Below are 23,959 nucleotides of genomic sequence, written 5' to 3'. Positions count from 1 at the left end.
TCGACCGATCCCACGGTTTACCTAGGGATCTACGAATTCCGTCTATCGGCAGTACATCGCGAGGACTACCGACAGTAGTCGCTCGGCGTCACCCTGAGAAGATATTCGCCGAACAGGGAATGGTGATGGCTGATGGCACATCTCTCACTCGGTACGGGCCTGACCGAGGCACGCCCCACGGTGCGCACCAGGCCGGTCTCGGCCAGCACCGCGGCCCACTGCGCCGAACTCCTCTCGATCCTCCAGCGCGAGCTGACCCCGCACGGCACCCGCTCTGAGATCCACCTCCGAGAACGCACCCCCTCCGACGGCCCCATCCGCCCCCACGAGACCCACCACCCCACAGAACTCCACGTCTTCGGCCCCGACCAGGAACAACGCGCCACAGTCCTGGTAGCCGACATGACCGAAGGCCGCTTCTACTGCGTGACCCCCCGCGACGCCCCCTGGCTCCGCTTCCCCCTCCACCAAACAGTGGAAGCCGCCGCCTACCTGCGCCTCCTGGCCCGCGACCACACCCGCCTCCCGGCAGGCGCGCCGGAGAACGGGCCGATGTAGGTGGCTCGGGTCAGTGTGCGGGGGACCAGGTGGGGGTGCGGCCCAGGTAGTGGAGGAGGCGAGTGGTGGGGGAGGCGGTGGCAGGGGAGGGGAGGGCGGGGGCGAAGAGCCGGAGGGTGTCGCGCATCGGGGGGACGAGGTGTTCGGCGACCGGGATGATGCGGTCGGCGAGGTCGTCGGACAGGGGGAGGGGCTGGGCTGTGGACCTGGCGATGTCCCAGGCGTGGACGGCGGCGTCCATGGCGGGGGCGCCGGCGGCGAGCCAGATGGGCACTCTGCCGAACGGGGTCGGGGCGTCGGCGGCGTCGGAGGGCAGGGATGCCCAGGCCGCGTTGAGTCTGGCGATCGCCTCGTCGAGGGCGTCGGCAGGGGGTGCGTCGAAGGCGTCCGGCGGGTCGAAGGGGTTCACTCGCCTCTCGGGGCCCTCGAAGGCGTGGACGTAGGCGAGCTGGGCGAGGCATGCGTGGTTCAGAACCTGGCGAGTGGTCCACTCGGCACATGGGGTGGGGGCGCCCCAGCGGTGCTCCGGGACGCCGCGCGTCACCGCACGGAGGTAGTCGTGGGCCTCGGCCATCAGTTTGAGCCCGTCGCTCATGTCCATGCCGCCCCCTTCGCCGTTCGCGATGATCCTCCAGCAGGATAGGAACGGGGGGCGCGTCCGCCTATCCCCTTAGGGGCGCGGGTGCCACCTGGGGCGTGTACAGCGATGCCGGATCTCGCCGCCCTACGGTTCCGCCGTCGCGGCGCCGTCCATGGGATCGGCGACCGGGATGGGGGGCTGACGAGCGCGGAGCGGCCCGCTGGCTCGTCTACGTTCGTAGGTGGCGTCCCGACAGTCGCCGGCCGCAGCACGGCCGCCGTGACGGTGCCCGTCCGGGCTGAGGTCCGGATGGCGGGGAAGCCAGGCCGAGAGAGCGTGGTCGCTCCAGAAACGGCTGTGCCCCGGAGCCCGCTCGAAAAGCGATGTCATCCGGGGCTTACCCGTGCGATGTTTCGGTTCGTGACGCTCCATGGCGATCTTGCGACTGGATGGGTCACGGTAAGCCCGGCAAGACCCGGGGGTGCGGGGGTGTCCCCCGCATGAGCACAGCCCTTGCGCCTTCCGCGCGAAGCGCGCCCCTGGCAAGGACTATTTCTCTGCTGCTGTACACCACGAGTTGTCCGCCGTAAGCCGGTGCCCCCGGTGCCCGGGAGCCCCGGTGCCCGGGAGCCTCGGTGCCCGGGAGCCTCGGTGCCCGGGAGCCTCGGTGCCCGGGAGCCTCGGTGCCCGGGAGCCTCGGTGCCCGGGAGCCTCGGTGCCCGGGAGCCCCGTCGCCTCGTCGGGTTCGTCTTACCGGCGCCGGGTCGGCGGGACGTGGTACGGCGAACACGGCGCCGTCGTACGGCGGGGCACCGGCCCGGCGGAGCGCGTCGCGGTGGAGCATCATGAGCCCGGCAGGACCCGGGGGTGCGGGGGTGTCCCCCGCATGAGCACAGCCCTTGCGGCCCTTCGCGCGGAGCGCGGCCTCCCGCGAGGACCATTTCATTGGCGCCGCACACGCCACGGGTTGTCCGCCGTACGGCGGCGCCGGATTCGCCGTACCACGTCCCGCCGTATCGGCGCCGGTTATAGACGATCTGCGGGACGGCGGGGGCAGCGAAGGTGGTGGGAGCAGTGAAGGTGGTGGGAGCGGTGAAGGTGGTGGGGGGGTGGGAGTGGTGAAGGTGGTGGGGGGGTGGGAGTGGTGAAGGTGGCGAGGGTGGACGGGTTGCGGGGGGTAGTACGGGGTGGGAGGTTGCGGGCATACTCGGCGGTAACCGACGGAAGTTCGGCGCGGTGAGGAGAAATTTATGAGTCTCTCGGACCTGCGGCCCGTTCCCAGTGAGTCGTTGGAGTTCCGGTTTCCACAGAAGTTCGATGACGTGGCTGCGGAGCGGCGGCATCGGATGGAGCGGCTGGCGGCGGCGTTGCGGCTGTTCGGGCGGTTCGGGTTCGAGGAAGGGGTGGCGGGGCACATCACGGCGCGGGATCCGGAGCATCCGGATCACTTCTGGGTCAATCCGTTCGGGATGAGCTTCAGGCAGGTGCGGGTCAGCGATCTGATCCTGGTCAATCATCATGGGGAGGTCGTGGAGGGGAGGCGGCCGGTCAACCAGGCGGCGTTCGCCATCCACTCCATGATCCACCAGGCGCGGCCGGACGCGGTGGCGGCGGCGCACAGTCACTCGGTGCACGGGAAGGCGCTGTCGTCGCTCGGGCAGATGCTGGAGCCGCTGACGCAGGACGCCTGCGCGTTCTACGAGGACCACGGGCTGTTCGACGACTACACCGGGGTGGTGCTGGACACCGAGGAGGGGCGGCGGATCGCCCGGGCCCTGGGGTCGCACAAGGCGGTCATCCTGCGCAACCACGGGCTGCTCACCGTGGGGGACTCGGTAGACGCCGCCGCGTGGTGGTTCATCACGATGGAGCGGTCGTGCCAGGCGCAGCTGCTCGCCAAGGCGGCGGGGCAGGTCGTCCCGATCACCCATGAGAACGCCAAGCTGACCCACGGCCAGATCGGCAACGGACTGGTCGGCTGGATCAACTTCCAGCCGCTGTACGACCAGATCTGCCGCACCGACCCGGACCTGTTCGACTGACGTCCCGTCCGGCGGTCGATCCGAGGGCCGGCGATGAAACTAACATTCGGTTTCCCCGAAAGTTTCGGCCAAACGCGCAGGTCAGGGTGATTCGGTCTGGTAGCGGCGGAGTGGGTACCCGAAACATTTTGGTGATTTATTGACACCTTTCGGGATCATGCTCAGACTTGGGCCGCATGTGGAGACCTTCCGTCCCCAACCGGTTGTGAGCGCTCCCATCGCAGGTCGCCGTGGCCGTAAGTGCCGCTGTGATCTGCCGGTGATCGCCTCCACGTCCCCTCCCCGATTGGTGTTCCACTGGAGGAACCAGAAATGATCGACAACGCCGCCCCCAGCGGCAGAGGCGGTAGGCGCCTCTTCAGCGTCAAGAACGCGCTCGTCATCGGTGCGGTCGGTGCCCTCGCCGCCGGCATGGTCGTGGGCATCACCGCCGCCCCGGCCAGTGCCGCCAGCACGCTCGGTGCGGCGGCGCAGCAGAGCGGGCGATACTTCGGTACCGCCATCGCCTCGGGCAAGCTCGGTGACTCGGCGTACACCACGATCGCGAACCGTGAGTTCGACATGGTGACCGCCGAGAACGAGATGAAGATCGACGCCACCGAGCCGAACCGGGGGCAGTTCAACTTCACCAACGGTGACCGGGTCTTCAACTGGGCCAGGCAGAACGGCAAGCGGGTCCGGGGCCACACGCTGGCCTGGCACTCCCAGCAGCCCGGATGGATGCAGTCCCTCAGCGGCAGCACCCTGCGCCAGGCGATGATCGACCACATCAACGGCGTGATGGCCCACTACCGGGGCAACATCTACGCCTGGGACGTCGTCAACGAGGCCTTCGCCGACGGTGGTGGCGGCGGCCGTCGCAGCTCCAACCTGCAGTCGACCGGCAACGACTGGATCGAGGTGGCGTTCCGCACCGCGCGTACCGCCGACCCGGCCGCCAAGCTCTGCTACAACGACTACAACATCGACAACTGGACCGCGGCCAAGACGCAGGGCGTCTACAACATGGTCCGCGACTTCAAGCAGCGCGGCGTCCCGATCGACTGCGTGGGCCTGCAGGCGCACTTCAACAGCGGAAGCCCCTACAACAGCAACTTCCGCACCACCATCTCCAGCTTCGCCGCCCTCGGCGTCGACGTCCAGATCACCGAGCTGGACATCCAGGGCGCCTCGGCCCAGACCTACGCAGCCGTCACCAACGACTGCCTCGCCGTCCCCCGCTGCAACGGCATCACCGTCTGGGGCGTCCGCGACCAGGACTCCTGGCGCTCGGGCGACACCCCGCTCCTGTTCAGCGGCAACAACAAGAAACCGGCCTACGACTCGGTCCTGGCCGCGCTCAACGCCGCGAACCCGAACCCGACCGTCACGCCGACCGTCACGCCGACCGTGACGCCGACCGTCACCCCCACCGTGACGCCCACGTCCGGCGGCACCTTCCGGTTGCGCAACGAGAGCGCGGGCAGGTGTGTCGACTCGCCCAACAGCGCCACCGCCAACGGCACCCAGCTCCAGGTCTACGACTGCCACACCAACCCCAACCAGAGCTTCACCTACGACAGCTCCAGCCGGCTTGTGACGATGAACAAGTGCCTGGACGTGCCGACCGGCGGAGGCTCCGGCACCCGCATCCAGCTCTACGACTGCCACGGCAACTCCAACCAGAAGTGGACGTTCAACTCCAACGGCACTGTCACCAGTAACGCCAACAGCCTGTGCCTCAGTGTCACCGGCACGGGTAACGGCTCCGGCGTGACCGTCGCGAGCTGCAACGGCCAGTCCACCCAGCGGTGGACCCGGGCGTAGCCCTCATCCGCGTCACACCGTGGCCCGGCACCCCCGCGTGAGGGGGTGCCGGGCCACGGCCCGTGGGGGGATCAGGTGAACAGCTCGGGCGGGGGGACGGGTGCGATCACCGGGTCGCCGTCCCTGATCGGGGACGCGCCCGCGATGAAGTTCACCAGGTCGTTCTCGCCCACGTAACGGGACTGGGTGAGCCCGCCCGCCGCCTTGCGGGCCAGCACGGCCACCGGCAGCGGGGCGGGTGACGCCACGACGATCAGATTGCCGAACCGGCGCCCCCGCAGCACGCCGGGCTCGGCGAGCAGGGCCACGTGGCGGAACGTGCCGCGGACCGTGGCGGCCATTCTGCGGGCGAAACCCAGGCCCTTGCCGTCCGCGATGTTGATCAGCAGGGTGCCGGAGGACTTGAGCACACGGGTGAGGTCCGCCATGTACTCCGCGGTGACCAGCTCCACCGGGATGGTCGCCCCGGTGAACGCGTCCAGCAGGATCAGGTCGGCCGACGCGTCGCGCAGGCCCGCCGCGCCGGAGCGCCCGCCGGTCACGCGCACCTTCAGCCGGGGTACCGACGACAACCGGAGCTGATCGCGCACGAGCTCCACCAGCGCCGCGTCCGGCTCGATCACGATGTGCCGGGAGCCGGGGCGGGTCGCCGCGATGTAGCGAGGCAGCGTGCAGGCGCCGCCGCCCACGTGCACGGCGTCCAGCGGACCCTCCTGGAGGGAGTCGATGACGTCGGCCATCAGCCGGACGTACTCGAAGTCCAGGTAGGTCGGATCGTCCAGATCGACGTAGGACTGGGGGACTCCGGACATGGTGAGCAGCCAGCCGCCCGGCCGGTCGAGGTCGCGTAGCAGCTCCACCTCGCCCTGCGTCACCGGGTAGCGGCCGGGCATGGGTGCCGCCTCGACCTTGCGCTTGGCCACACGGTCTCCTTTTGCTTCTGGTATATCCGGTTGTGCCATCCCCGGCATCCTTGGGAGTACGGTATGCGTCGCCGCGGAGTGTTCGTCCTCATTGTGGTGACGCTTGTCATCGTCACGGCGGCCGTTGTGGCCCTCATCGTGGACGCCCGCCGCGTGCACGGCACCCCCGAGGCGGTGGGGAAGGCGTACCTCGGCTCGTGGGCCGCGGACGACCTGGAGGGGATGCGGGACCGGGTGGCCGCGCCGCCGGGGGACTTCGCCGAGCAGCACCGCCGGCTCACCGCCGAGCTGCAGATCATCTCGGTGAAGCTGACCCCGGGGACGGTGGTGCGGCGCGGCGAACGGTCGGCGGACATGCCGTTCAGCGGGGTCAGGCAGATCGGGGAGCTCGGCCAGTGGCGGTTCTCCGGGGTCCTGCACCTGGCGGTGCGGGACGGCGAGTGGAAGGTCATCTGGACGCCGTCCACGCTGACCCCCGGGGTGGCGCCGAGCGAGCGGCTGCGGCTGGCGGAGATCACCGTGCCGGGGACGGAGCTGCTGACCCGGCAGGGCCGGGCGCTGCCGCAGGACAGCGGCGCGGAGACCTACTTCGATGACCTCGTGGGGGAGATCGACGACCTGGACGAGACCCCGCCGTCCGGCTGGGCCATCGAGGCGGTGCCCGCGGCCGGTCGCCCGCGGCGGCTGGTGGTGTTCCGCCCGCCGCTGGAGCGCCGCCTGCGCACCACCCTGGACTGGTGGACCGAGGCGGCGGCCGACCGTGCCCTGGACGGCGTCGACCGTCCCGCCGCGATTGTCGCGGTGCGGCCGTCCACGGGCGAGGTGCTGGCGGTGGCCGACCGGCTGCCGAGGCAGGGGGCGTTCTCCGCGCAGTACCCGCCGGGCCCGGCCTTCGAGACGGTCGCCGAGCCGGCCACGCTGCGGGACAACTTCGGCTTCGGCGCCCGCTTCAAGTCGGGCCTCGGCGGCCGGTGCGGCTCGGCCCGGGAGCCCGCAGGGGGCGGCTCACGGGCCTCGGTGACCGCCACCCCCCTGTGCATGGCCCTGCTGGCCGCCGCCGCGCAGAACGGCACCTGGCGCCCGCCGCGCCTGATGTCGGAACGCGCGGTCACCCGCCTGGAGGGCATCGGCGGCCCGAGGCCCAAGCGCCTGTCCGACCCGCTGGCCGTCCTGCTGCGCACCATGATCACCCCGGCCGCCGCCGGCGAGGGCCTCCCCACCGGCGTCTCCGCAAGGTCGGGGACCGCCCCCGCCGCCTCGGGCAACGACCACGCCTGGTTCGTGGGCTACCGCGGCGACCTCGCCTTCGCCGTCTTCGTCGAGCACGGCGGCCCCGGCTCCGCGGCCCCCGCCGCGGCCCGCTTCCTGCGGGCCCTGTGAGCGAAGGGCGGCGGGCCGGTCAGGTGGTGCGGCTCAGGCGGCGGGTGGCGAGTTCGGCGTACAGGGCGGCGCCGGTGGGGAGGGTGGCGTCGGAGAAGCGGGCCTCGGGGGAGTGGTTGTAGGCGGCCTTGGCGGGGTCCAGGTCGGCCGGGCAGGCGCCGAGGGCGATGAAGGCCGAGGGGATCTCGTGGCAGACGAAGCTGAAGTCCTCGGCGCCGGTGAAGGGCTGGGGGGACTCGATGTAGCGGTTCTCGTCGAAGACCTCGCGGATGGTGCCGGCGGCGAAGCCGACCTCGGCGGCGCTGTTCACGGTGACGGGGTAGCCGGCGTCGAACTCGGCCTCGACCTCCAGGCCGTGCGCGGCGGCGATGCCGCGCAGCAGGGTGATCGAACGGGCGAGGATGCGCTCGTGGGCGGCCACGGAGAACGAGCGCAGGGTGGCCTCGAAGCGGGCCTCCTCGGGGATGATGTTGTCGGCGGTGCCGGCGTGGAAGCTGCCGACCGTGACGACGACGGGGTCGAAGACGTCGAAGCCGCGGGTGACCATGGTCTGCAGGGCGGTGACCATCTCGCAGGCCGCGGGGATGGGGTCGTTGGCGTGGTGGGGCATGGAGCCGTGGCCGCCGGAGCCGCGGACGGTGACCACCAGGCGGTCGGCCGCGGCCATGATAGGGCCGGGCCGGCTGACGAAGACGCCCGCCGGGAGCACCGAGCTGATCACGTGCAGGGCGTACGCGGCGACGGGCCGCCGCCCGGCGGCGTCCAGCACGCCCTCCTCGATCATGAACTTCGCGCCGCCCGAGCCCTCCTCGCCGGGCTGGAACATGAACACCACGTCCCCGGCGAGGGTGTCGCGCCGCGCCGACAGCAGGTGGGCGGCGCCGGCCAGCATCGTGGTGTGCAGGTCGTGCCCGCAGGCGTGCATGGCCCCGGGGATCTCGGACGTCACCGGCCCGCCGCCGCGCTCGGTGAGGGGCAGCGCGTCCATGTCGCCACGCAGCAGCACCGCCGGCCCCGGCAGGCCTCCGCGCAGCACAGCGGTGACCGAGCTGAGTCCCTTGCCGGTCGTCACCTCCAGCGGGAGCCCGTCCAGCGCCGCGAGCACCTTCTCCTGGGTTCTCGGCAGTTCCAGGCCGAGTTCCGGCTCGCGGTGCAGGGCGTGGCGCAGCCGTACGAGCTCGTCGTGGATGTCGTCGGCCGCTTCGCGAAGTGACACCGGCATCGCGTTGATCGCCTCCTGGATCCGGTCACGGGGTGCTGTTCTCGCATACTGCCAGGTTCCCCGGTCGCTGTCCCCCTTCGAGGAGGTGAGCAGCATTTGACCCTCAGTTGGTCTGCTGTCGTGTTCTAAGCGGATAGAACCGAAATCGGGAGATTAATGGGTTTCGCCCGGTTTCCCGGACGCCTCTGGGAGGGGGACGACATGCGACTGGTAGCGGAGGAGACCACCCGTCACTGGTGGAGTTACGCGGTGCGCGGCGCGGCAGCCGTGCTGTTCGGCATCCTGGCCATCTTCTGGCCGCTGATCACCCTGATGACGCTGGTGGTGCTGTTCGGCGTGTTCGCCGTGGTCAGCGGGGTCATCACCCTGGTCGGCGCGGTGCGCGGCGGCGACCCGGAGGACTCCAAGCCGTGGGCGATCGCGTCGGGGATCCTCGGCATCGTGGCCGGGGTGGCCGCCTGGCTGTGGCCGGGCATCACGACGTTCGCCCTGCTGATGCTGATCGCGGCCTACGCGGTGGTGGTCGGCGTCACCGAGATCGTCGCGGCGCTCCGGCGGCGCAGCAGCGGCGAGACCGAGTGGATGTACGTCGTCTACGGCGGGCTCGCGGTCCTCTTCGGGATCCTGATGTTCCTCTGGCCGGCGTCCGGCGCCCTGGCGCTCACCTGGCTGATCGGCATCTTCGCGATCGTGTACGGCGGCGCGCTACTGGTGCTGGCGTACCGGATCCACGGCGTGCGCCACAAGGGGGCCGCGGGCACCGCTCCGCGCGTCGCCTGAGCGTCACCGGAAAAATCATCGCCCCGTTCGCGGAGTAACCGGAAGATATGCATATAGAAACCGTCAATTCGGGAAGGTTGTCGGTGTAGCGTCCGACACCCCTAGGAGGCGCCATGAGCGCACTCGACCGCCTGTCCCGGCATCTGCTCATCGACGGCTACCACATGGAGCCGGATCTGGAACGCAGCCACGGGTCCTGGCTGGTGGACGCGCGCACCGGCAGAAGCTATCTGGACTTCTACACCTTCTTCGCCTCGGCCCCCCTCGGGGTGAATCCGTTCGACGACGACCCGGAGTTCGTCGCCTTGCTCGGCCGGGTCGCGGCCAACAAGCCGGCCAACTCCGACCTCTACACCGCCCACCTCGCCGACTTCGCCGACACCTTCGCCCGCGTCCTCGGCGACCCCGCGCTGCCCCACCTGTTCTTCGTCGAGGGCGGCGCGCTGGCCGTGGAGAACGCCCTGAAGTGCGCGTTCGACTGGAAGAGCCGCCACAACGAGGCCAGGGGCCGCTCCCGCGCCCTCGGCACCAAGGTGCTGCACCTCACCCGCGCCTTCCACGGCCGCAGCGGCTACACCCTTTCACTCACCAACACCGACCCGGTCAAGACCGACCGATTCCCGGTCTTCGGCTGGCCGCGCGTCGAGGTCCCCGCCCTGCACCACGGCGACGTGGAGGCGGCCGAGGAGCGGGCGCTGGCGCAGGCCCGCGCGGCGTTCGCCCGCCACCCGCACGACATCGCGTGCTTCATCGCCGAGCCCATCCAGGGCGAGGGCGGCGACAACCACATGCGGCCGGAGTTCCTCCAGGCCGTCCAGCGGCTCTGCCACGAGCACGACGCGCTGTTCGTGCTGGACGAGGTGCAGACCGGCGTCGGCATCACCGGCACCGCCTGGGCCTACCAGCAGCTCGGGCTCGCGCCGGACGTGGTGGCGTTCGCCAAGAAGGTGCAGGTCGGCGGGATCATGGCCGGGCGCAGGGTCGACGACGTGCCGGACAACGTGTTCCAGGTCAGCGGGCGGATCAACTCCACCTGGGGCGGCGGCCTGACCGACATGGTGCGCTCGCGGCGGATGCTGGAGATCATCGAACGGGACGGCCTGATCGCCCGCGCCGGGCCGCTCGGCGAGCGCCTGCTGGCCGGTCTGCGGCGGCTCCAGGAGTCGTTCCCCCGGCACGTGCTCCATCCGCGGGGCCGCGGCCTGATGTGCGCGTTCGACGTGCCGTCCGGCCGGGACGGGTTCATCGCCGCCCTGCGTGACGATCACGGGGTGCTGGTGCTGCCGGGCGGTGAACGGACCGTGCGCTTCCGTCCCGCCCTGTCGATCACGGCCGAGGAGATCGACCACGGCCTGGCGGCCATGACGCGGACGCTGTCCGCGCTGGCCAGTCCGATGACCGTACCCGCCTGAAACGGTCGTCGGCATCGCCGCCCGGCCCCCTTCCGGTACCGGCGCCGTCCCCTGTGCGCCGGTCCGCCTGGGTGGGCTAGGCGTGCGACCTTCCCGGCGCGTCCCCCCGCCACAGACCTATCGCGGTCATGCGGCAGTCGGCGCCGAGTTTCGAGTAGATGCGGTTGACGTGGTTCTTCACGGTCTTCTCGCTCAGGAATAGCCGCTGGGCTATCTCGCCGTTCGAGTGACCAGTCGCGATCAGCTCCATCACCTCTGCTTCGCGTTTACTCAACCCAGCGTGCGCGTGCTCCTCGTGCGTGGCGTCATCGACACTCATCCGGCCTCCGGTGGCACGAACATTGTCAGATCGCCGAGCCCCCCGCGCCTGCGGCGTAGCGGTTCGGTGCGAGCATAGCCCGCTGATCCCGCCTTTGGGTGCATGCCGCCGCAGAAAGGGTGTTTTTCCGAAACATCCTGGAAAAGGGCGATGGCCGGTCCTATAGGACCGGCCATCCCTTGTGGGGTGAGTGATGGGACTTGAACCCACGACATCCAGGACCACAACCTGGCGCTCTGCCAACTGAGCTACACCCACCACGGCCTGGCTTGTTCGCCGCGGCACAAAGAAGAGTGTAGCGGGCTTTGGGGGGTTCTGAGGACGCCACCGGTCAAGATCCGGTTATGGCCTCCGCCACTTCCCGCGCGGTGGCCGAGTCGGGGCCGGGCTGGGGGACGAAGACGGCGGCGCGGTAGTAGCGCATCTCGCGCACGCTCTCGGTGATGTCGGCCAGCGCCCGGTGGCCCCCCTGCTTGGCCGGGGAGGCGAAGTACACCCGGGGGTACCACCGGCGGACCAGTTCCTTCACCGACGAGACGTCCACCATGCGGTAGTGCAGGAAGGCGTCCACCGCGGGCATGTCCCTGGCGAGGAACGCGCGGTCGGTGGAGATGGAGTTGCCGCACAGCGGCGCCTTCTTGGGCTCGGCCACGTGCAGGCGGATGTAGTCGAGGACCATGGCCTCGGCCTCGGCCAGCGTGACGCCGTCGCCCAGGGCGGTGAGCAGGCCGGAGGCGGTGTGCATCTGGCGCACGACCTCCGACATCTGCTCCAGCGCCTCCCTGGGCGGTTTGATGATCACGTCCAGGCCTTCGTCCAGTTGGTTCAGATCGCCGTCCGTGACGACGCACGCCACTTCGACGAGCGCGTCCCGGCCGAGATCGAGCCCGGTCATCTCACAGTCGATCCAGACCAACAGGTCACTCATGATGCCCAGCGTAGTGCCCGGTCACGAGGCCTTGAGAGAGTCCAGTACGCGATCGATCAGCGAAGTGTCCAGATTGTCGGGTACAGAGACGTAAAGCATGGAAGGTCGCTGCCCTTGGCCCTGGTCGACGATCACGATCGCGCCCTCCTCGGTCTTCCACTTCCACTTGTTCTTCTTGGACTCCGCGGTGAAGTCCATCCGGAAGCGGAGCACCCAGCCCTTCTTGCCGCTGACGTCGATGGCCTCGTCCTTGAGGCCCTTGCGCTCGTGCGGCGGGCTGTAGAAGACCGGCTCGTACCGCAGCAGCACCTCACCGGTCGTCTTACGAAGATCCTGCGGCCCGGAGTACTCGAACGACTCGGGCAGCCTGCTCGCGAGGATCGTGCCGAGCCAGTTGTTCCCCTGGCCGTCGTAGTTCTCCTGCGAGGGGGCCTGGTAGCCGCTGGTCCAGCGCGGGAAGCGCGGGTCGGTCGGCCCGTTGCCGTTGACCTCGGCCCAGGTCGGCACCGTGAACGGGCCCCCGGGGAAGTAGAACGACAGGCCCGCGCGCGGGTCCTTGATCGTGTCGCCGTCGGGCTGCGCCAGCTCGGCCGGCAGCTCGCCCGACCCGGACGGCGAGGGCTGCGGGGTCGTCTCCAGGGGCGGGGTGACCTGCGGGTCCAGCGGTTCGAGCGTCTCGATGTCGCTCGGCTCCGGTGTCGGCCCCGCGGTCGGGGATCCCCGGTTGATGAGGCTGAGCCCGATGACCAGCGCGACCACCAGGAGGATCACCACGGCCCCGCCGCCGAGCACCCAGGGCAGCGGGCCGCTCTTCTTGGGCGGGGGCGGCGCGCCGAAGTCGGCCCCCGGCAACTGGGCGGTGCCCTGGTTGCCCCACTGCTGCTGGGTCGGCTGCCCGCTGTACGAGGGCAGCCCGGGGCCGCCGAACTGCTCGGTGCGCTGCTGGCCGTACGGCCCGGGGCCCTGCTGCCCGCCATAGGGTGTGCCGCCCGGCCCCGGCTGCCCGTACTGGCCGGTGCCCGGCTGCCCGTAAGGGCCGGGCTGGCCGAACTGACCGGTCCCCTGCTGTCCCGGTTGCCCGTACTGGGCGGTCCCCTGCTGTCCGGGCTGGCCGTACTGGGCGGTCCCCGGCTGCGGGTACGGCCCGGTGCCGCCCGGCCCGCCGGTGCCCCCCGGGTTCGGGGAGAAGGTCGGCTGCGGCCCGGTGCCCGGCTGGAAGGACGGCTGTCCCTGCGGCGCGGACGGCGAGGAGCCCGGGTCCTGCGGGCCCTGCTGCGGGCCTGTGCCCTGCGGAGGGGCCGGTTGTCCCTGGGGGCCGGAGCCGGGCGCAGGCTGCGGCCCGGTGCCCGGCTGCGCCCACTGTCCCGTCGACACCGGGCCCTGCCCTTGCGTCCCCTCGATGGGATGCGTGGCGTCGGTCCACTGCGTGCCGTCCCACCAACGCAATTGGGGGGATCCGTACGGGTCGGGGTACCAGCCGGCGGGGGTCTGCGTCATGTCCGCCAGAATAGTGACATCCCGATTCTTTCGCGCATTTGCTAGGCCAGGGAATGCGCGCAAGGCAGACCGCCGGCCGCCCGGCACCGCTCACCGCGGCACCGCGCGCACCCGGCCGACCGGCTCCTAGCCGTTGATCTCTGCAACTTTCGTCATCAGCCATTCAGGGGTGACCTCGGCCCCCCGCCAGTCCTCCCGCTCGGTGTAGTCGCCGGCGAGGAACGACTCGCCCTTCTTGATCGCCCAGACCATCACCGTCTTCCCGTTGGGCCCGATCGGGAAGGCCGCCATTCCGCCGTCGCGCAGCAGATGACGGAACCCCTCCAGGAAGAACGGCACCTTCGTGAACGAGGCGACGGTGTCCAGCAGCGTCAGGCCCTCGATGAAGACCACATCGAAGTTGCCCGGCAGGAAGGCCAGATGCACGGGGTCGGAGCCGTACAGCCCGAGCAGGGTCGGTCCCAGATCGATCTCCGGGTCGATGGTGTAGGTATCCGGCGTGTGCTTGGGATGGCTGAGCTTGGCCGCTCGCTCCGGCAGCGGTGAGTTGCCGCAGGCGATGACCATTTTCTTGATGGACGGGTCCTGGGTATGGCGCAGCGCGATGCCCCCGGACACCTGCCATATGTGGTCGATATAGCGCGGCGGCACACCGATCCGCAGCTGGGCCCACTGCTCATCGGTCAGGGACTTAAGGAATTCGTAAAGACCGGGGACGAACCGGTTGCCGGGATGCTTTTTCATGATCTCGCCGTAGAGGCGCACGGCGGTGTCCCTGATGTCGAATTCCAGGTCCGCGGGCAGGAAGCGGTTGGGCAGCGCCTCGCCCTGGAAGGCCACGTAGATCTTCTCCGGTTTGGATTCGGACGGCTTCGTGATCACCCCGGTCCGCCCGTAGAGGCGCCAGGTGGGGTTGACGACCCGCACCCGGTCGCCGGCGCGCAGTGTGCGCGGGTCCTCCGGCGTGGCGAGCACCTGTGGTTCGTGTTCCACGGCCCGGCCGCCGAGCGCCGTGGCGCCGGATACGAGCACCGCCGAGCCGAGCACGCCGGTGCCGGTGACCCGGTCCTCGATCTCGCCCTTGTCGCCCCTGCCCGGGGGCATCGGTTCCATGTGGCGGCCCCGTCACAAGGCCGGGGTGGCGGATGAGTGGCCGTTGGCGGAGGGGAGCGGGTCGGCGGGGCGGGCGGCGACGGCGGCGTGGTCGATCTGGTTGACGATCTGCGGGACCACGAACAGGCGCTGGAACAGCGCGGCGCGCTCGGTGTCGTTGTCGGCGACGATGCGCATGGCGAGCTCCAGCCGGTCGGCCTCCAGCTTGCGCAGCCGCGTCTCGGCCTGCGCGGCCCGGTTCTCCGCCTCCCGCGCCTGGACGGCCTGCGTCTGGAGGCCGGTGGAGTAGTCGTCCAGCGCGCTGCCCGCGCCGAGGTAGGAGTCCACGGTGATCCCGTCGGTGCGCAGCACTTGGCTGCCGGTGCTGACGACGATCCCCGGCACGGTGTGCTCGCGCCCGTCCGGCCCGGTGGCGGAGGAGGTGAAGTCCGGGTTCACCTGGGCGTACGCCGGGACGTCCCCGTCCGGCTGGATCATCCGCACGAAGCCGGGACACTTGTCGCCGCGATGGTCGGTGATCGCCAGCACCGCGGCGTGCACCTCCTCGCGGACCTGGGGGATCGCCTCGGGACGCAGGCAGTCGGCGAGCAGCCGGTCCAGCTCGGCCAGCGGGACCTCGTCGCGGGACTCGGCGTGGCCGTTGAAGAACGCCACCCGCACGTCCACCAGGTGCAGCAGGGTGACGTACTCCTGGTTCATCTGCCGGAACACGAAGTTGAGCGTGCGGCTGACGTTGATGTTCTCCAGCGTGCGCTCGACCGCCTGCTCCTCGCCCTCCTCCAGCTTGACATCGATGCTGGTGTCCACCTGCACCTCGCGCCGCGAGGAGGCGCGGGCGGTGTTCTTGCTCACCGCGTTGGTGAGGTTCTTGGTGAACTCCTCGCGGGCACTGGACGTGCTGCCCGCCACCGAGCCGCTGACCTTGGCGCTGGCGCTGCCCCAGCCCCACGTCGCCTGGCCCTGCGCCTCGGCCTCGACCCGGAACTCCAGGCTGTTGGCCGCGTTGGCCTGGTTGGACTGCTCGGCGTTCACCGTGCGGGCGAACTCGTTCTCTGTCTCGCTGTTGGTGGCGTCCAGGATCGACGCGGTCTTCTGCAGGCTCTGCGACGAACGCTTGTAGGTGCTGACCCGGATGCTGGTCCGCTCGCCCGGCAGCAGGGAGAAGGTCTTGACGGTGCGCCCGGGGCCGTACCGCCCGGGGAAGGACGTCAGCCGGTAGTACTCCACCAGCAGCAGGCCGGGACGGCACGCCTGCGGCGCCGGCAGGAACCGGTAGCCGTACTCCCCGGTCTCGGTGCGCTGCACCACCAGACGGCCGCCCGCGGTGAGCTGCCGCGCCACGGTGGCCTCGTCCAGCCCGGCGACCGCCCGGGCCATCGCGGCGCGGACGTTCTGGTCGCCCGTGCCGGGCACGTTGGGGAACACCGCCGGGTCGAAGTAGCCGGTGTCGCGGGCGGCCGGCCATGCCCGGGCGACGCGCTGGTGGGTCAGCGCGAACGGCGGCAGGCGGTCACCGATCGTCTCCTGGCCGGTGTCGGGGTCCTCGTAGCCGTGCAGGTAGATCAGGGGAGTCCGCTCCTTGGGGCGCTCCTCGTCGCGGGCCCGCAGGTCGGTGGAGGTCACCGGGCGGCGCTTGAGGCGGAAGCACAGCCGCTGCTTGTTGAGCGCCCGCGAAACCGGCTCGCCGAACTCCAGCCGGATCACCACATCCTTGACTCCGACGCTGCCTTCGTAGTTGAGCCGCAGCATCAGCGAGTCGCCGGGCACCTGCTCGGTCCAGACGAGCCGGTCGCTGGTCGGGTCGGGCTCTCCGGCACGCAGGATGAGCATGAAGGACCGGGCCGCCGGGTTGCGCGGATCGGCGTCCCCGTCGCGGGACAGGGTCTGCAGGCCGCCGTGCTCGTTGAACACCTCGCAGGTCAGCTCGAACGGTTTCCCGCCGGCGAACTGCTCCTCCTCGATGAAGGACAGGGCGCAGGTGCCCTCCTGCACGTAGCTGATCGGATCGATCCAGTAGCTGATGCCGATGAAGTCCAGCCAGTCCTCCTGGCGGACGTCCAGCGGGACGATGTGGCGTCCCTCGTAACTGGTCGGCTCCGGCAACTCGGCGTTCGCCGGCGCGGGCAGTACGTCCATGTTCCCCCCTGGTGTGATCGTCGCGGCCTTCATGATGAAGACGCCGCGCCGGTCCGCCCATCCGGGAAACCTCTTACGCCGCCGCGTAAACCTTCAGCACCGATACGTAAAGGTCGCCTTGTCCTCCAGGGGACCCTGGTCGCCGATCGGGGACAGCACGCGCAGGCGGGCGGTGAGCTTCTTGGTGCCCTCGCCGCCGATCTCCCACTCCAGGCTCACCTGGTGGGACGTCTTGCCCGACTCCACGGTGTCGGTGTGCCTGATCGGCTTGCGGCCGGTGGGCAGCCACTCGTAGGTGACCTCCCCGGCCGAGCCGTTGGTGGTGATCACCCCGACGACGTTCAGCGTGACGTCGCAGCCCTTGGGCTTGGGGGCGCGGACGTCCACCGCCGATACGGCCAGCGGGTCGCCGCGCTGGAACCACAGGTACAGGGCCGCCGCCAGGATCAGCAGGAAGATCAGCCCGGAGCCGAGGACGCCGCCGCGCCGCCGCTTGCGGGGCCGGGACGCCCGGTCCTTGGTGGAGACGGTCATCTGGTCGCGTCCGGACCGCCAGATCTGCGCCGCGGCGGTGTCCGCCGGGACGCCGGGGCCGAACCGCATGCCCTCACCGGACGCCTGCCCGCCCGCCGGCACCGTGCTCGCGGCGGACCCGCCCGCCGGGACGGTGCCCGCGGCCCCCAGGCCCGCCGCCGCTCCGGCGGCGCCCGCCGCGCCGTACGCGCCGGGGGCCCCGTAGGTGCCGGAGGAGGTGCCGGGCTGGTAGAGCAGGGTGACCACTTCGCCGGAGTCGGCGGCGAACCCGTGGGCGGGGGAGGGATCGTGGGTCGGCGCGTCGCCCGCCGACCACCACTGGATGGTGCGGACCAGCCGCTCCCGGGTGGTGAAGCCGGACGGCAGCAGGTCGCGGCCCTCCAGCAGGGTGTCCCGCGCGGCGCCCAGGCCGTGCGTGGACGCCGTCGCCGCCGCCCGCTCGAACAACTGCGCCGCCCGGGGGTCGCCGGCGGCCCACGAGGCCGTGAGGGCGCGGGCCAGCACCGCCCAGGCCGCGACGTCGCGCCGCGCGTCGTTGGGCTCGCCGCGCAGCGCCTCGGCCAGTCCCCGTTCGGCCAGCACCGTCGCGCCGTCCTCGCCGATCACGACCGTGCCGGGCCGCAGGGCGCCGTGCGACAGTCCCGCCGCGTGCACCGCGAGCAGGGTCTGCGCGGTCTCGACCAGCACGGTGGCCGCGCTGCCCGCGTCCGGCCCCGTGGAGCCGGGCCGCCCGTTCATCAGCTCCTCGAGGGACGGCGTCCCCGGGCGGCCGGTGAGCAGCCAGATCTCGTCCCTGGCCGCGACGAGGTCGTCGATCGGCATCAGGCCGCCGAGCCCGCTCTGCCCGAGCCGCCGGTCCGCCGTGACCGCCGCCACGACGCGCTCCCGCGCCCCCGGAATGGCCAGGGCCCCGGGATCGAGCCGCAACGCCCCGGCCCGCACCCCGTCCGGCGCGATGGCGTCCACCCAGACACCCGCGTCGCCGTTCCGGTACCGGCCGGTGAGCCGGTACCCCGCGATGGCGCCCATGCCGCCCCCGGCGGGGCCGCTCGGGCCGGTGGGACCGGTGGGACCGCCCGCCCCGGTGCCGCCCGTGCCGGAAGGGAACCCGTGGCCGCCCGTCCCGGAGGGAAAACCGGGGCCTCTCACGCCGGCGGGGAAGTCGGAGCCGCTGTGACGGCCCGCCCCGGGGGCGGGACCGCCCGGTCCGGTGTCGTCGCCATAGGGCATCTACCGCCTCCGGTGCCGTCCCGCCATGCGCCTTCTCAGCACAAGTGTGGCGGGAACCGCGCCGGTCGTCACCAGGCCGGCGGCGAGCAGTCCGATGTCGCCGCCCGGCGTGGAGGGATCCGGGTCGGGGGCAGGGCTGCCGCCGTCACCCGAGCCGTCCGACTCGCCCCTCGGCGGCGGGGAGCTCTGCGAGGGGGACGTCCCGCTGGACTCGCCGCGCGGGGTGTCGCTGGGAGTCGGGGTCGAGGGCTGCGGCGAGGGCCGCGTGCGCGTCGGCGTAGGCGCCTGGGTGGTGGGGGGCGGGGGCGGCGGAGGCGTCGTCGGCTTGGGCTTCGGCTTGCCCGACGGCAGGTCGTTGTCGACGTCCGGGTCGTCCGGGTCGGACTTGGGATCGCCGGACTTCTTCGGCGACGGGCTGGCCGTGCCCGAGCCGATGGGCGACTTGGGCGGCTTCTTGGTGGTGGTCGGCTTCGGCGGGGCCGCGGCGGACGAGGTCGGCGCCGCGCCGGTGGGCGGGGCGGCGGCCGACGAGACGGGCACCGGCGTGGTCGGCGCGTCGCTCGGGCTGTCGGACGGGTCCACCGGCTGGTCGATGGCGGGCTCGGCCGAGGGGTCCTCGATCGTCTCGGTGACGGCCGGTGTGGGGGTGACCGGCGTCTCCTGGGCCTGCAGGTCCGGGTCCCCGAGCGAGCCGACCAGCACGGCGGTCACCGCGGCGACCACCGCGAGCCCGGCCACACCGGCCACGATCTTGATGCTCAGCTTGCGCGCCGCCCCGCTCACCCCGCCGCCGAGGTCGGTCTCGGCCATGGAGGTGCTGGCGTCGGGGATCTCGCCGCCGAGCGGGAACAGCAGGGCGAGCAGGGCCGCGAGCCCGGCCAGCCTGCGCCGTCCGCGGTCCTCCCAGTCGGGGCCGTACGCCTCGGCGGCCACGGCCTCCAGCTCCACCAGGAAGGCGTCCGCCGTGGGGGGCCGGTTGGCGGGGTGCTTGGCCATGCCCCGCTCGACGAGGCCGCGCAGCGGCGCGGGGACCTGCTCCACCGGGGGCGGCATGGACTGGTGCTGGCGGGCGAGCGCCGCGACGTTGCGCGACTGGAACGGCCGGGTGCCGGTGAGGCACTCGAAGAAGACGATGGTGGCCGCGTACACGTCGGTGCTCGGCCCGGCGGGCGCGCCCGCCCACTGCTCGGGGGCCATGTACGGCGGGGTGCCCGCGCCGCTGACCCCGTCGCCCGGCCGCACGGCGATGCCGAAGTCCAGCAGCTTGCTGTGCCCGCTGGCCTCTACCATGATGTTCTCGGGCTTGAAATCCCGGTGCACCACCCCGCTGGCATGCGCGGTGGCGAGGCCGAGCAGCGCGCCCTTCAACAGGGTCAGCGCGGCCTCGGGGCCGGTCGGGCCCTCCGAGCGGAGCAGCGCGCGCAGCGACACGCCGTCGACCAGCTCCATGACGATCGCGGCGCCGCCGTCGGACTCCACGTACTCGTAGAACCTGGCGGAGTGCGGGCTGTCCACCAGTTCCAGCAGACGGGCCTCGTGCCGGAAACGCACGATGAATCCGGGGTCCGCGCGCAATTCGTCGGACAGGTATTTGATGGCGACCGGGGTCTGGTCCGCGTCGTAGCGCGCCAGCACGACGCGCCCTGAACCACCGACTCCAAGCTCTCGTACCTCGGTGTACCCGGGGACTCGCCATTCCCCCCTGTGGGCGTCCATACGGTCTCCTTATGTGGCCGGGCCCCCACCCATGGCGAGAACGAAGCTTAACGACGCCGTACCTGCCCTTGTGTCGTTTAACGGGATATTGGGCAGATTGTCGTGGCGCCAGTCAATTTCCGTCCGGAAGGCGGCCCGGCCCGCGGATACCTCAGCGCTCGGCGATGTGCTTCGGCACCTCGATCCCCGGTGCCAGCTTCGGGTCCGGCACGGGGGTGCCCCATTCGACCCGCAGGGGGAGCACGCCCGCCCAGACGGGGAGCGCGTAGTCCTCGTCGTCGTCGTTCGGCGGGCCCTGGCGGACCTTCACCGACGCCTCGGCGAGCGAGATGGCCACGACCGTGGTCTTGGCCATCTCCTTGCGGTCGGGGAGCCGTACGGTGTCCCACTGGCCCGGGGCGAGCTGCTCGGTCACCGCGCGCAGGCCGGCCATGCGCTCGTCCGGGTCGTCGACGGCGCGGGCCGTGCCGTAGATCATCGCGGACCGGTAGTTGACGGAGTGGTGGAAGGCGGACCTGGCCAGCACGATGCCGTCGAGATGGGTCACGGTCACGCACACCTCGCCCGAGATGCGCAGCGAGGAGGCCCCCGTGGAGCCGTGGACGTAGAGCGTGTCGCCGATCCGGCCGTACCCGGTCGGGATCACCATCGGGGCGCCGTCGCGCACGACGCCGAGATGGCAGATGAGCCCGGCGTCCAGCACGGCGTAGAGGTCGGCTCGGTCGGTGCGGCCCCTGTCCTTGGAGCGGCCGAGGGTCGTACGAGGAGTCGTGGAGAGCATGCCGCTACCGTAAGGACCAAGTGGACGCCAAGTGTACGTCCACTCCCGAGCACTTCCGGGAGACCACTTTGCCTGCCCCCATCGACCTCCCCCTCCTCCTGGACCGCACCGCCCCCGTCCCCCTGGCCGTCCAACTGGGCGACCAGCTCCGCACCGGCGTCCGCACCGGCGCCCTCCGCCCCGGCGAACGCCTCCCCTCCAGCCGCACCCTGGCCACCCTCCTCGGCGTCAGCCGCACCGTCGTCACCGAGGCCTTCCAGCAGATGTACGCCGAGGGCTGGCTGGAGGGCAGACACGGCTCCGGCACCTACGTCGCCGAAATCCCCACCCCCACCACCCGGCCCGCCTTCACGGCACCCCCCGCCTGCGGCACGCCGCCCGCGTCGAATGGTGCGGGTGGTGCCCGTGGTGCGAGTGCTGCGCGTGGTGCCGGTGGTGTGGGTGGTGCCACCGCTGCCCATGGTGCCGGTGGTGCTGGTGCCGGTGGTGTGGGTGCTGTGGGTGGTGCCGGTCGTGGTGCCGGTGGTGTGGGTGGTGCCACCGCTGCCCATGGTGCCGGTGGTGCTGGTGCCGGTGGTGTGGGTGCTGTGGGTGGTGCCGGTCGTGGTGCCGGTGGTGTGGGTGGTGCCGGTGGTGTGGGTGGTGCCGGTGGTGTGGGTGGTGCCGGTGGTTGGGCCAGTAGTGGTGTCGGTGGTTGGACCGGTGCCGGTGCCGGTGCTGCCGGTGCTGCTGGTGCCGCCGTTGCCGGTGGTGGTGGTGTCGGTGTCGGTGGTTGGGTCGGTGCTGGGCGGTCGCTGGTCGCTGGGGCGTCCGCGCAGCATGCCGGGCTGGTGGTGCCGGATCCGTACAGCGCGTCGGAGACGCCGGTGCCGGCGGGGACGATCGATCTGCGGCCGGGGCGGCCGTGGGTGCGGTACTACGACGTGGCGGCGTGGCGGCGGGCGTGGCGGGCGGCGGGGGAGCGGCCGCCGTCGGATCTGGCCAGCCCGTACGGGTTGCCGCGGCTGCGGGAGTTGCTGGCCGAGCATCTGCGGCGGGCGCGGGCCGTGCCCGCCGGGCCGGAGAACGTGATGGTGACCCGGGGGACGGCGCACGGGCTCGACCTGGTCGCGGCGGCTCTGCTGCGGCCGGGGGACGGGGCGGGCGTGGAGGACCCCGGGTACCGGGTGGCCCGGGAGGTGTTCGCCGCCAGGGGCGGGCGGGTGGTGCCGTGCCGGGTGGACGAGCAGGGCGTGATCCCCGCCGGGCTGCCCGACGGCCTGCGGGTGCTGTACACGACCCCCGCGCACCAGTACCCCCTGGGCGGCCGGCTGCCCATCCCGCGCCGGGAGATGCTGCTCGGCTGGGCCCGCCGCACCGGGGCCACCGTCGTCGAGGACGACTACGACGCCGAGTTCCGCTACGACGTGGCCCCCCTGCCCGCCCTCTACGGCCTGGACCCCGGCCGGGTGGTGCTGCTCGGCACCCTGTCCAAGTCCCTGGCACCGGACGTGGGCGTCGGATGGCTGGTCGCCCCCCCGGACCTGCTGCACGAGATCGCCCGCGTACGCCGCCGCCTGAACGACCGCACCTCGGGCCCCGTCCAGGAGGCGGTGTCGACCTTGCTGGCCCGAGGCGACCTGGACCGCCACCTCCGCCGCATGCGCCTGGAATACGCCCGCCGCCGCGCCGCCATAGTCGATGTCCTGGGCGACCGCATCCGCGGCGACTCCGCCGGCCTCCACGTCTACCTCCCCCTCCCCGAACCCCGCGTGGCCCCCTTGGTCGCCACCGCCGCCACCCACGGCGTCCTCCTCGACACCACCACCCGCCACCACCACGGCCCACCCCACGAACACGGCCTGGTCCTCGGCTACGGCTCAGCCTCCCTCCCCGACGTCCGCAAGGCCTGCACCATCCTGTCCACCCTGCTCGACCGCCCCTGACCAGCCACGATCCCCCACGCTTCGGCCCGGCCACCGCAGACGGCGCCGGCTTCGCCGTACCACGGCCCGCCGTCCCGGCGCCGCCCCAAGGGACCGGTGGTGCTGCCGGATGCGGACGCCGTCCGCGGCGGGCGTCCGCGGCGGGCGCCTGCGGTGGCGTCCGCGGTGGCGTCCGCGGTGGCCGTCCCCCGCGGACGCCCACCCTCGTGGGGTGTCGTTTCCGTGCGGTGTTGGATGCGCCGGGAATCGGGTGGGCCAATGTCGACATGGTGGGTACCGACGACGGGTGGGGCTATCCACCCGAGCCGGAACGGGGTTGATGTTTGACGTCAGTTGCTCCTGGTCTCGCGTCGCGCGGTCGCGGCGTTCAGGAGCCCGATGGTGATCGGGTCCGCCGGGGTACCTGCGTTGGCGGGATGGCGTTCACGGTTAGGGCTGCCGTCCGCGGTGGGCGCCCGCCCTTGGGGGGTGTCGTTTCCGTGCGGTGTTGGATGCGCCGGGAATCGGGTGGGCCAATGTCGACATGGTGGGTACCGACGACGGGTGGGGCTATCCACCCCAGCCGGAACGGGGTTGATGTTTGACGTCAGTTGCTCCTGGTCTCGCGTCGCGCGGTCGCGGCGTTCAGGAGCCCGATGGTGATCGGGTCCGCCGGGGTACCTGCGTTGGCGGGATGGCGTTCACGGTTAGGGTTGCCGTCCGCGGTGGGCGCCCGCCCTTGGGGGGTGTCGTTTCCGTGCGGTGTTGGATGCGCCGGGAATCGGGTGGGCCAATGTCGACATGGTGGGAATCGACGACGGGTGGGGCTATCCACCCCAGCCGGCAGGGGGTTGATGTTGTTGGTCCCTTAACGGCGATCTTCCCGGTTCGGCCACCTATAGCGGGTTTCTCGCCGTACGGCGGCGCCGGGTTCGCCGTACCACTTCCCGCCGACCCGGCGCCGGATTAGAGGCACTCCCAAGGCGGGTGGGGGCGCCCCTTCGGGGCCGCGAGGTGGGGGGCCACCCGGCGGGGGGCGAGTGGTGCAGGTCGCCCGGGAGCCGTGACGTGGGGGCGCCCGGCGGGTGGGGGGTGGGG

17 protein-coding genes, 1 tRNA gene and 2 pseudogenes are annotated in these 23,959 nt (G+C 71.6%); 8 read left to right on the top strand and 12 right to left on the bottom strand.

The window, feature by feature from the left end; all coding sequences use genetic code 11:
- Nucleotides 1–132: 132 nt before the first annotated feature.
- On the top strand, nucleotides 133–558 hold the full coding sequence (locus tag ACFP1K_RS24165) for a hypothetical protein (protein WP_380757149.1): 426 nt from the start codon (nucleotides 133–135) through the stop codon (nucleotides 556–558).
- A gap of 10 nt (nucleotides 559–568) precedes the next feature.
- Here the strand turns inward: ACFP1K_RS24165 and ACFP1K_RS24160 are convergent, their stop codons facing one another.
- Nucleotides 569–1,159, bottom strand: a complete 591-nt coding sequence (locus ACFP1K_RS24160) for a TIGR03086 family metal-binding protein (protein ID WP_380757147.1) — start codon at nucleotides 1,157–1,159, stop codon at nucleotides 569–571.
- A 1,229-nt stretch (nucleotides 1,160–2,388) separates the two neighbouring features.
- On the opposite strand from ACFP1K_RS24160, the gene ACFP1K_RS24155 reads away from it, so the two are divergent.
- Together ACFP1K_RS24155 and ACFP1K_RS24150 are read left to right on the top strand one after the other, a co-directional pair.
- A complete protein-coding gene (locus ACFP1K_RS24155; RefSeq protein WP_380757144.1) occupies nucleotides 2,389–3,180 on the top strand; it encodes a class II aldolase/adducin family protein in 792 nt (263 codons plus the stop codon).
- 312 nt (nucleotides 3,181–3,492) lie between these two features.
- On the top strand, nucleotides 3,493–4,986 hold the full coding sequence (locus tag ACFP1K_RS24150) for an endo-1,4-beta-xylanase (protein WP_380757142.1): 1,494 nt from the start codon (nucleotides 3,493–3,495) through the stop codon (nucleotides 4,984–4,986).
- A gap of 71 nt (nucleotides 4,987–5,057) precedes the next feature.
- Here the strand turns inward: ACFP1K_RS24150 and ACFP1K_RS24145 are convergent, their stop codons facing one another.
- Nucleotides 5,058–5,909: a spermidine synthase gene (locus ACFP1K_RS24145; RefSeq protein ID WP_380757140.1), complete on the bottom strand. Its 852-nt coding sequence runs from the start codon at nucleotides 5,907–5,909 to the stop codon at nucleotides 5,058–5,060.
- A 63-nt stretch (nucleotides 5,910–5,972) separates the two neighbouring features.
- Here ACFP1K_RS24145 and ACFP1K_RS24140 point away from each other — a divergent pair, with 63 nt between their 5' ends.
- On the top strand, nucleotides 5,973–7,289 hold the full coding sequence (locus ACFP1K_RS24140) for an NTF2-like N-terminal transpeptidase domain-containing protein (RefSeq protein ID WP_380757138.1): 1,317 nt from the start codon (nucleotides 5,973–5,975) through the stop codon (nucleotides 7,287–7,289).
- 19 nt (nucleotides 7,290–7,308) lie between these two features.
- Here the strand turns inward: ACFP1K_RS24140 and ACFP1K_RS24135 are convergent, their stop codons facing one another.
- Entirely contained in the window at nucleotides 7,309–8,511 is a 1,203-nt protein-coding gene (locus ACFP1K_RS24135) for a M20 metallopeptidase family protein (RefSeq protein WP_449329158.1), read from the bottom strand.
- A 201-nt stretch (nucleotides 8,512–8,712) separates the two neighbouring features.
- Here ACFP1K_RS24135 and ACFP1K_RS24130 point away from each other — a divergent pair, with 201 nt between their 5' ends.
- Complete coding sequence (locus tag ACFP1K_RS24130) at nucleotides 8,713–9,291, top strand: HdeD family acid-resistance protein (RefSeq protein ID WP_380757136.1); 579 nt, start codon at nucleotides 8,713–8,715, stop codon at nucleotides 9,289–9,291.
- A gap of 113 nt (nucleotides 9,292–9,404) precedes the next feature.
- A complete protein-coding gene (lat, locus tag ACFP1K_RS24125; RefSeq protein ID WP_380757134.1) occupies nucleotides 9,405–10,703 on the top strand; it encodes an L-lysine 6-transaminase in 1,299 nt (432 codons plus the stop codon).
- 76 nt (nucleotides 10,704–10,779) lie between these two features.
- Here lat and ACFP1K_RS24120 read toward each other — a convergent pair whose 3' ends face one another.
- From ACFP1K_RS24120 to ACFP1K_RS24080, 9 genes are all read right to left on the bottom strand, one after another.
- On the bottom strand, nucleotides 10,780–11,022 hold the full coding sequence (locus ACFP1K_RS24120) for a helix-turn-helix domain-containing protein (protein ID WP_380757132.1): 243 nt from the start codon (nucleotides 11,020–11,022) through the stop codon (nucleotides 10,780–10,782).
- A 182-nt stretch (nucleotides 11,023–11,204) separates the two neighbouring features.
- Nucleotides 11,205–11,280 (bottom strand) — tRNA-His (locus tag ACFP1K_RS24115).
- Between the two features lie 73 nt (nucleotides 11,281–11,353).
- Nucleotides 11,354–11,950: an oligoribonuclease gene (orn, locus tag ACFP1K_RS24110; protein WP_380757131.1), complete on the bottom strand. Its 597-nt coding sequence runs from the start codon at nucleotides 11,948–11,950 to the stop codon at nucleotides 11,354–11,356.
- 21 nt (nucleotides 11,951–11,971) lie between these two features.
- Nucleotides 11,972–13,447, bottom strand: a complete 1,476-nt coding sequence (locus tag ACFP1K_RS24105) for a DUF2510 domain-containing protein (protein ID WP_380757129.1) — start codon at nucleotides 13,445–13,447, stop codon at nucleotides 11,972–11,974.
- 126 nt (nucleotides 13,448–13,573) lie between these two features.
- Nucleotides 13,574–14,560, bottom strand: coding sequence for a hypothetical protein (locus ACFP1K_RS24100; protein WP_380757127.1), 987 nt, complete (start codon nucleotides 14,558–14,560; stop codon nucleotides 13,574–13,576).
- Between the two features lie 12 nt (nucleotides 14,561–14,572).
- A complete protein-coding gene (locus ACFP1K_RS24095) occupies nucleotides 14,573–16,696 on the bottom strand; it encodes a hypothetical protein (protein ID WP_380757125.1) in 2,124 nt (707 codons plus the stop codon).
- A gap of 93 nt (nucleotides 16,697–16,789) precedes the next feature.
- Nucleotides 16,790–18,460, bottom strand: coding sequence for a hypothetical protein (locus ACFP1K_RS24090; RefSeq protein WP_380757123.1), 1,671 nt, complete (start codon nucleotides 18,458–18,460; stop codon nucleotides 16,790–16,792).
- Nucleotides 18,461–20,176: a serine/threonine-protein kinase gene (locus tag ACFP1K_RS24085; protein ID WP_380757121.1), complete on the bottom strand. Its 1,716-nt coding sequence runs from the start codon at nucleotides 20,174–20,176 to the stop codon at nucleotides 18,461–18,463. It lies immediately after the preceding gene.
- A gap of 151 nt (nucleotides 20,177–20,327) precedes the next feature.
- A complete protein-coding gene (locus ACFP1K_RS24080; RefSeq protein WP_380757119.1) occupies nucleotides 20,328–20,957 on the bottom strand; it encodes a pyridoxamine 5'-phosphate oxidase family protein in 630 nt (209 codons plus the stop codon).
- Between the two features lie 20 nt (nucleotides 20,958–20,977).
- Here ACFP1K_RS24080 and ACFP1K_RS24075 point away from each other — a divergent pair.
- Nucleotides 20,978–21,259: pseudogene (locus tag ACFP1K_RS24075) on the top strand (GntR family transcriptional regulator); the annotation flags it as partial.
- 570 nt (nucleotides 21,260–21,829) lie between these two features.
- Nucleotides 21,830–22,882: pseudogene (locus ACFP1K_RS24070) on the top strand (aminotransferase-like domain-containing protein); the annotation flags it as partial.
- Nucleotides 22,883–23,959 lie beyond the last annotated feature (1,077 nt).

Source organism: Sphaerisporangium aureirubrum, assembly GCF_042658925.1.
GTDB classification, from domain to species: domain Bacteria; phylum Actinomycetota; class Actinomycetes; order Streptosporangiales; family Streptosporangiaceae; genus Sphaerisporangium; species Sphaerisporangium aureirubrum.
Note: the sequence above shows the minus strand (reverse complement) of the source record. Positions and strands in the feature narration are given on the sequence as shown.

What these genes read in the sequence shown, in the direction of transcription:
- ACFP1K_RS24165 (WP_380757149.1), top strand. Translation starts at nt 133, where the DNA reads ATGGCACATCTCTCACTCGGTACGGGCCTGACCGAGGCACGCCCCACG.
- ACFP1K_RS24160 (WP_380757147.1), bottom strand. Translation starts at nt 1,159, where the DNA reads ATGGACATGAGCGACGGGCTCAAACTGATGGCCGAGGCCCACGACTAC.
- ACFP1K_RS24155 (WP_380757144.1), top strand. Translation starts at nt 2,389, where the DNA reads ATGAGTCTCTCGGACCTGCGGCCCGTTCCCAGTGAGTCGTTGGAGTTC.
- ACFP1K_RS24150 (WP_380757142.1), top strand. Translation starts at nt 3,493, where the DNA reads ATGATCGACAACGCCGCCCCCAGCGGCAGAGGCGGTAGGCGCCTCTTC.
- ACFP1K_RS24140 (WP_380757138.1), top strand. Translation starts at nt 5,973, where the DNA reads ATGCGTCGCCGCGGAGTGTTCGTCCTCATTGTGGTGACGCTTGTCATC.
- ACFP1K_RS24135 (WP_449329158.1), bottom strand. Translation starts at nt 8,511, where the DNA reads ATGCCGGTGTCACTTCGCGAAGCGGCCGACGACATCCACGACGAGCTC.
- ACFP1K_RS24130 (WP_380757136.1), top strand. Translation starts at nt 8,713, where the DNA reads ATGCGACTGGTAGCGGAGGAGACCACCCGTCACTGGTGGAGTTACGCG.
- lat (WP_380757134.1), top strand. Translation starts at nt 9,405, where the DNA reads ATGAGCGCACTCGACCGCCTGTCCCGGCATCTGCTCATCGACGGCTAC.
- ACFP1K_RS24120 (WP_380757132.1), bottom strand. Translation starts at nt 11,022, where the DNA reads ATGAGTGTCGATGACGCCACGCACGAGGAGCACGCGCACGCTGGGTTG.
- orn (WP_380757131.1), bottom strand. Translation starts at nt 11,950, where the DNA reads ATGAGTGACCTGTTGGTCTGGATCGACTGTGAGATGACCGGGCTCGAT.
- ACFP1K_RS24105 (WP_380757129.1), bottom strand. Translation starts at nt 13,447, where the DNA reads ATGACGCAGACCCCCGCCGGCTGGTACCCCGACCCGTACGGATCCCCC.
- ACFP1K_RS24100 (WP_380757127.1), bottom strand. Translation starts at nt 14,560, where the DNA reads ATGGAACCGATGCCCCCGGGCAGGGGCGACAAGGGCGAGATCGAGGAC.
- ACFP1K_RS24095 (WP_380757125.1), bottom strand. Translation starts at nt 16,696, where the DNA reads ATGGACGTACTGCCCGCGCCGGCGAACGCCGAGTTGCCGGAGCCGACC.
- ACFP1K_RS24090 (WP_380757123.1), bottom strand. Translation starts at nt 18,460, where the DNA reads ATGCCCTATGGCGACGACACCGGACCGGGCGGTCCCGCCCCCGGGGCG.
- ACFP1K_RS24085 (WP_380757121.1), bottom strand. Translation starts at nt 20,176, where the DNA reads ATGGACGCCCACAGGGGGGAATGGCGAGTCCCCGGGTACACCGAGGTA.
- ACFP1K_RS24080 (WP_380757119.1), bottom strand. Translation starts at nt 20,957, where the DNA reads ATGCTCTCCACGACTCCTCGTACGACCCTCGGCCGCTCCAAGGACAGG.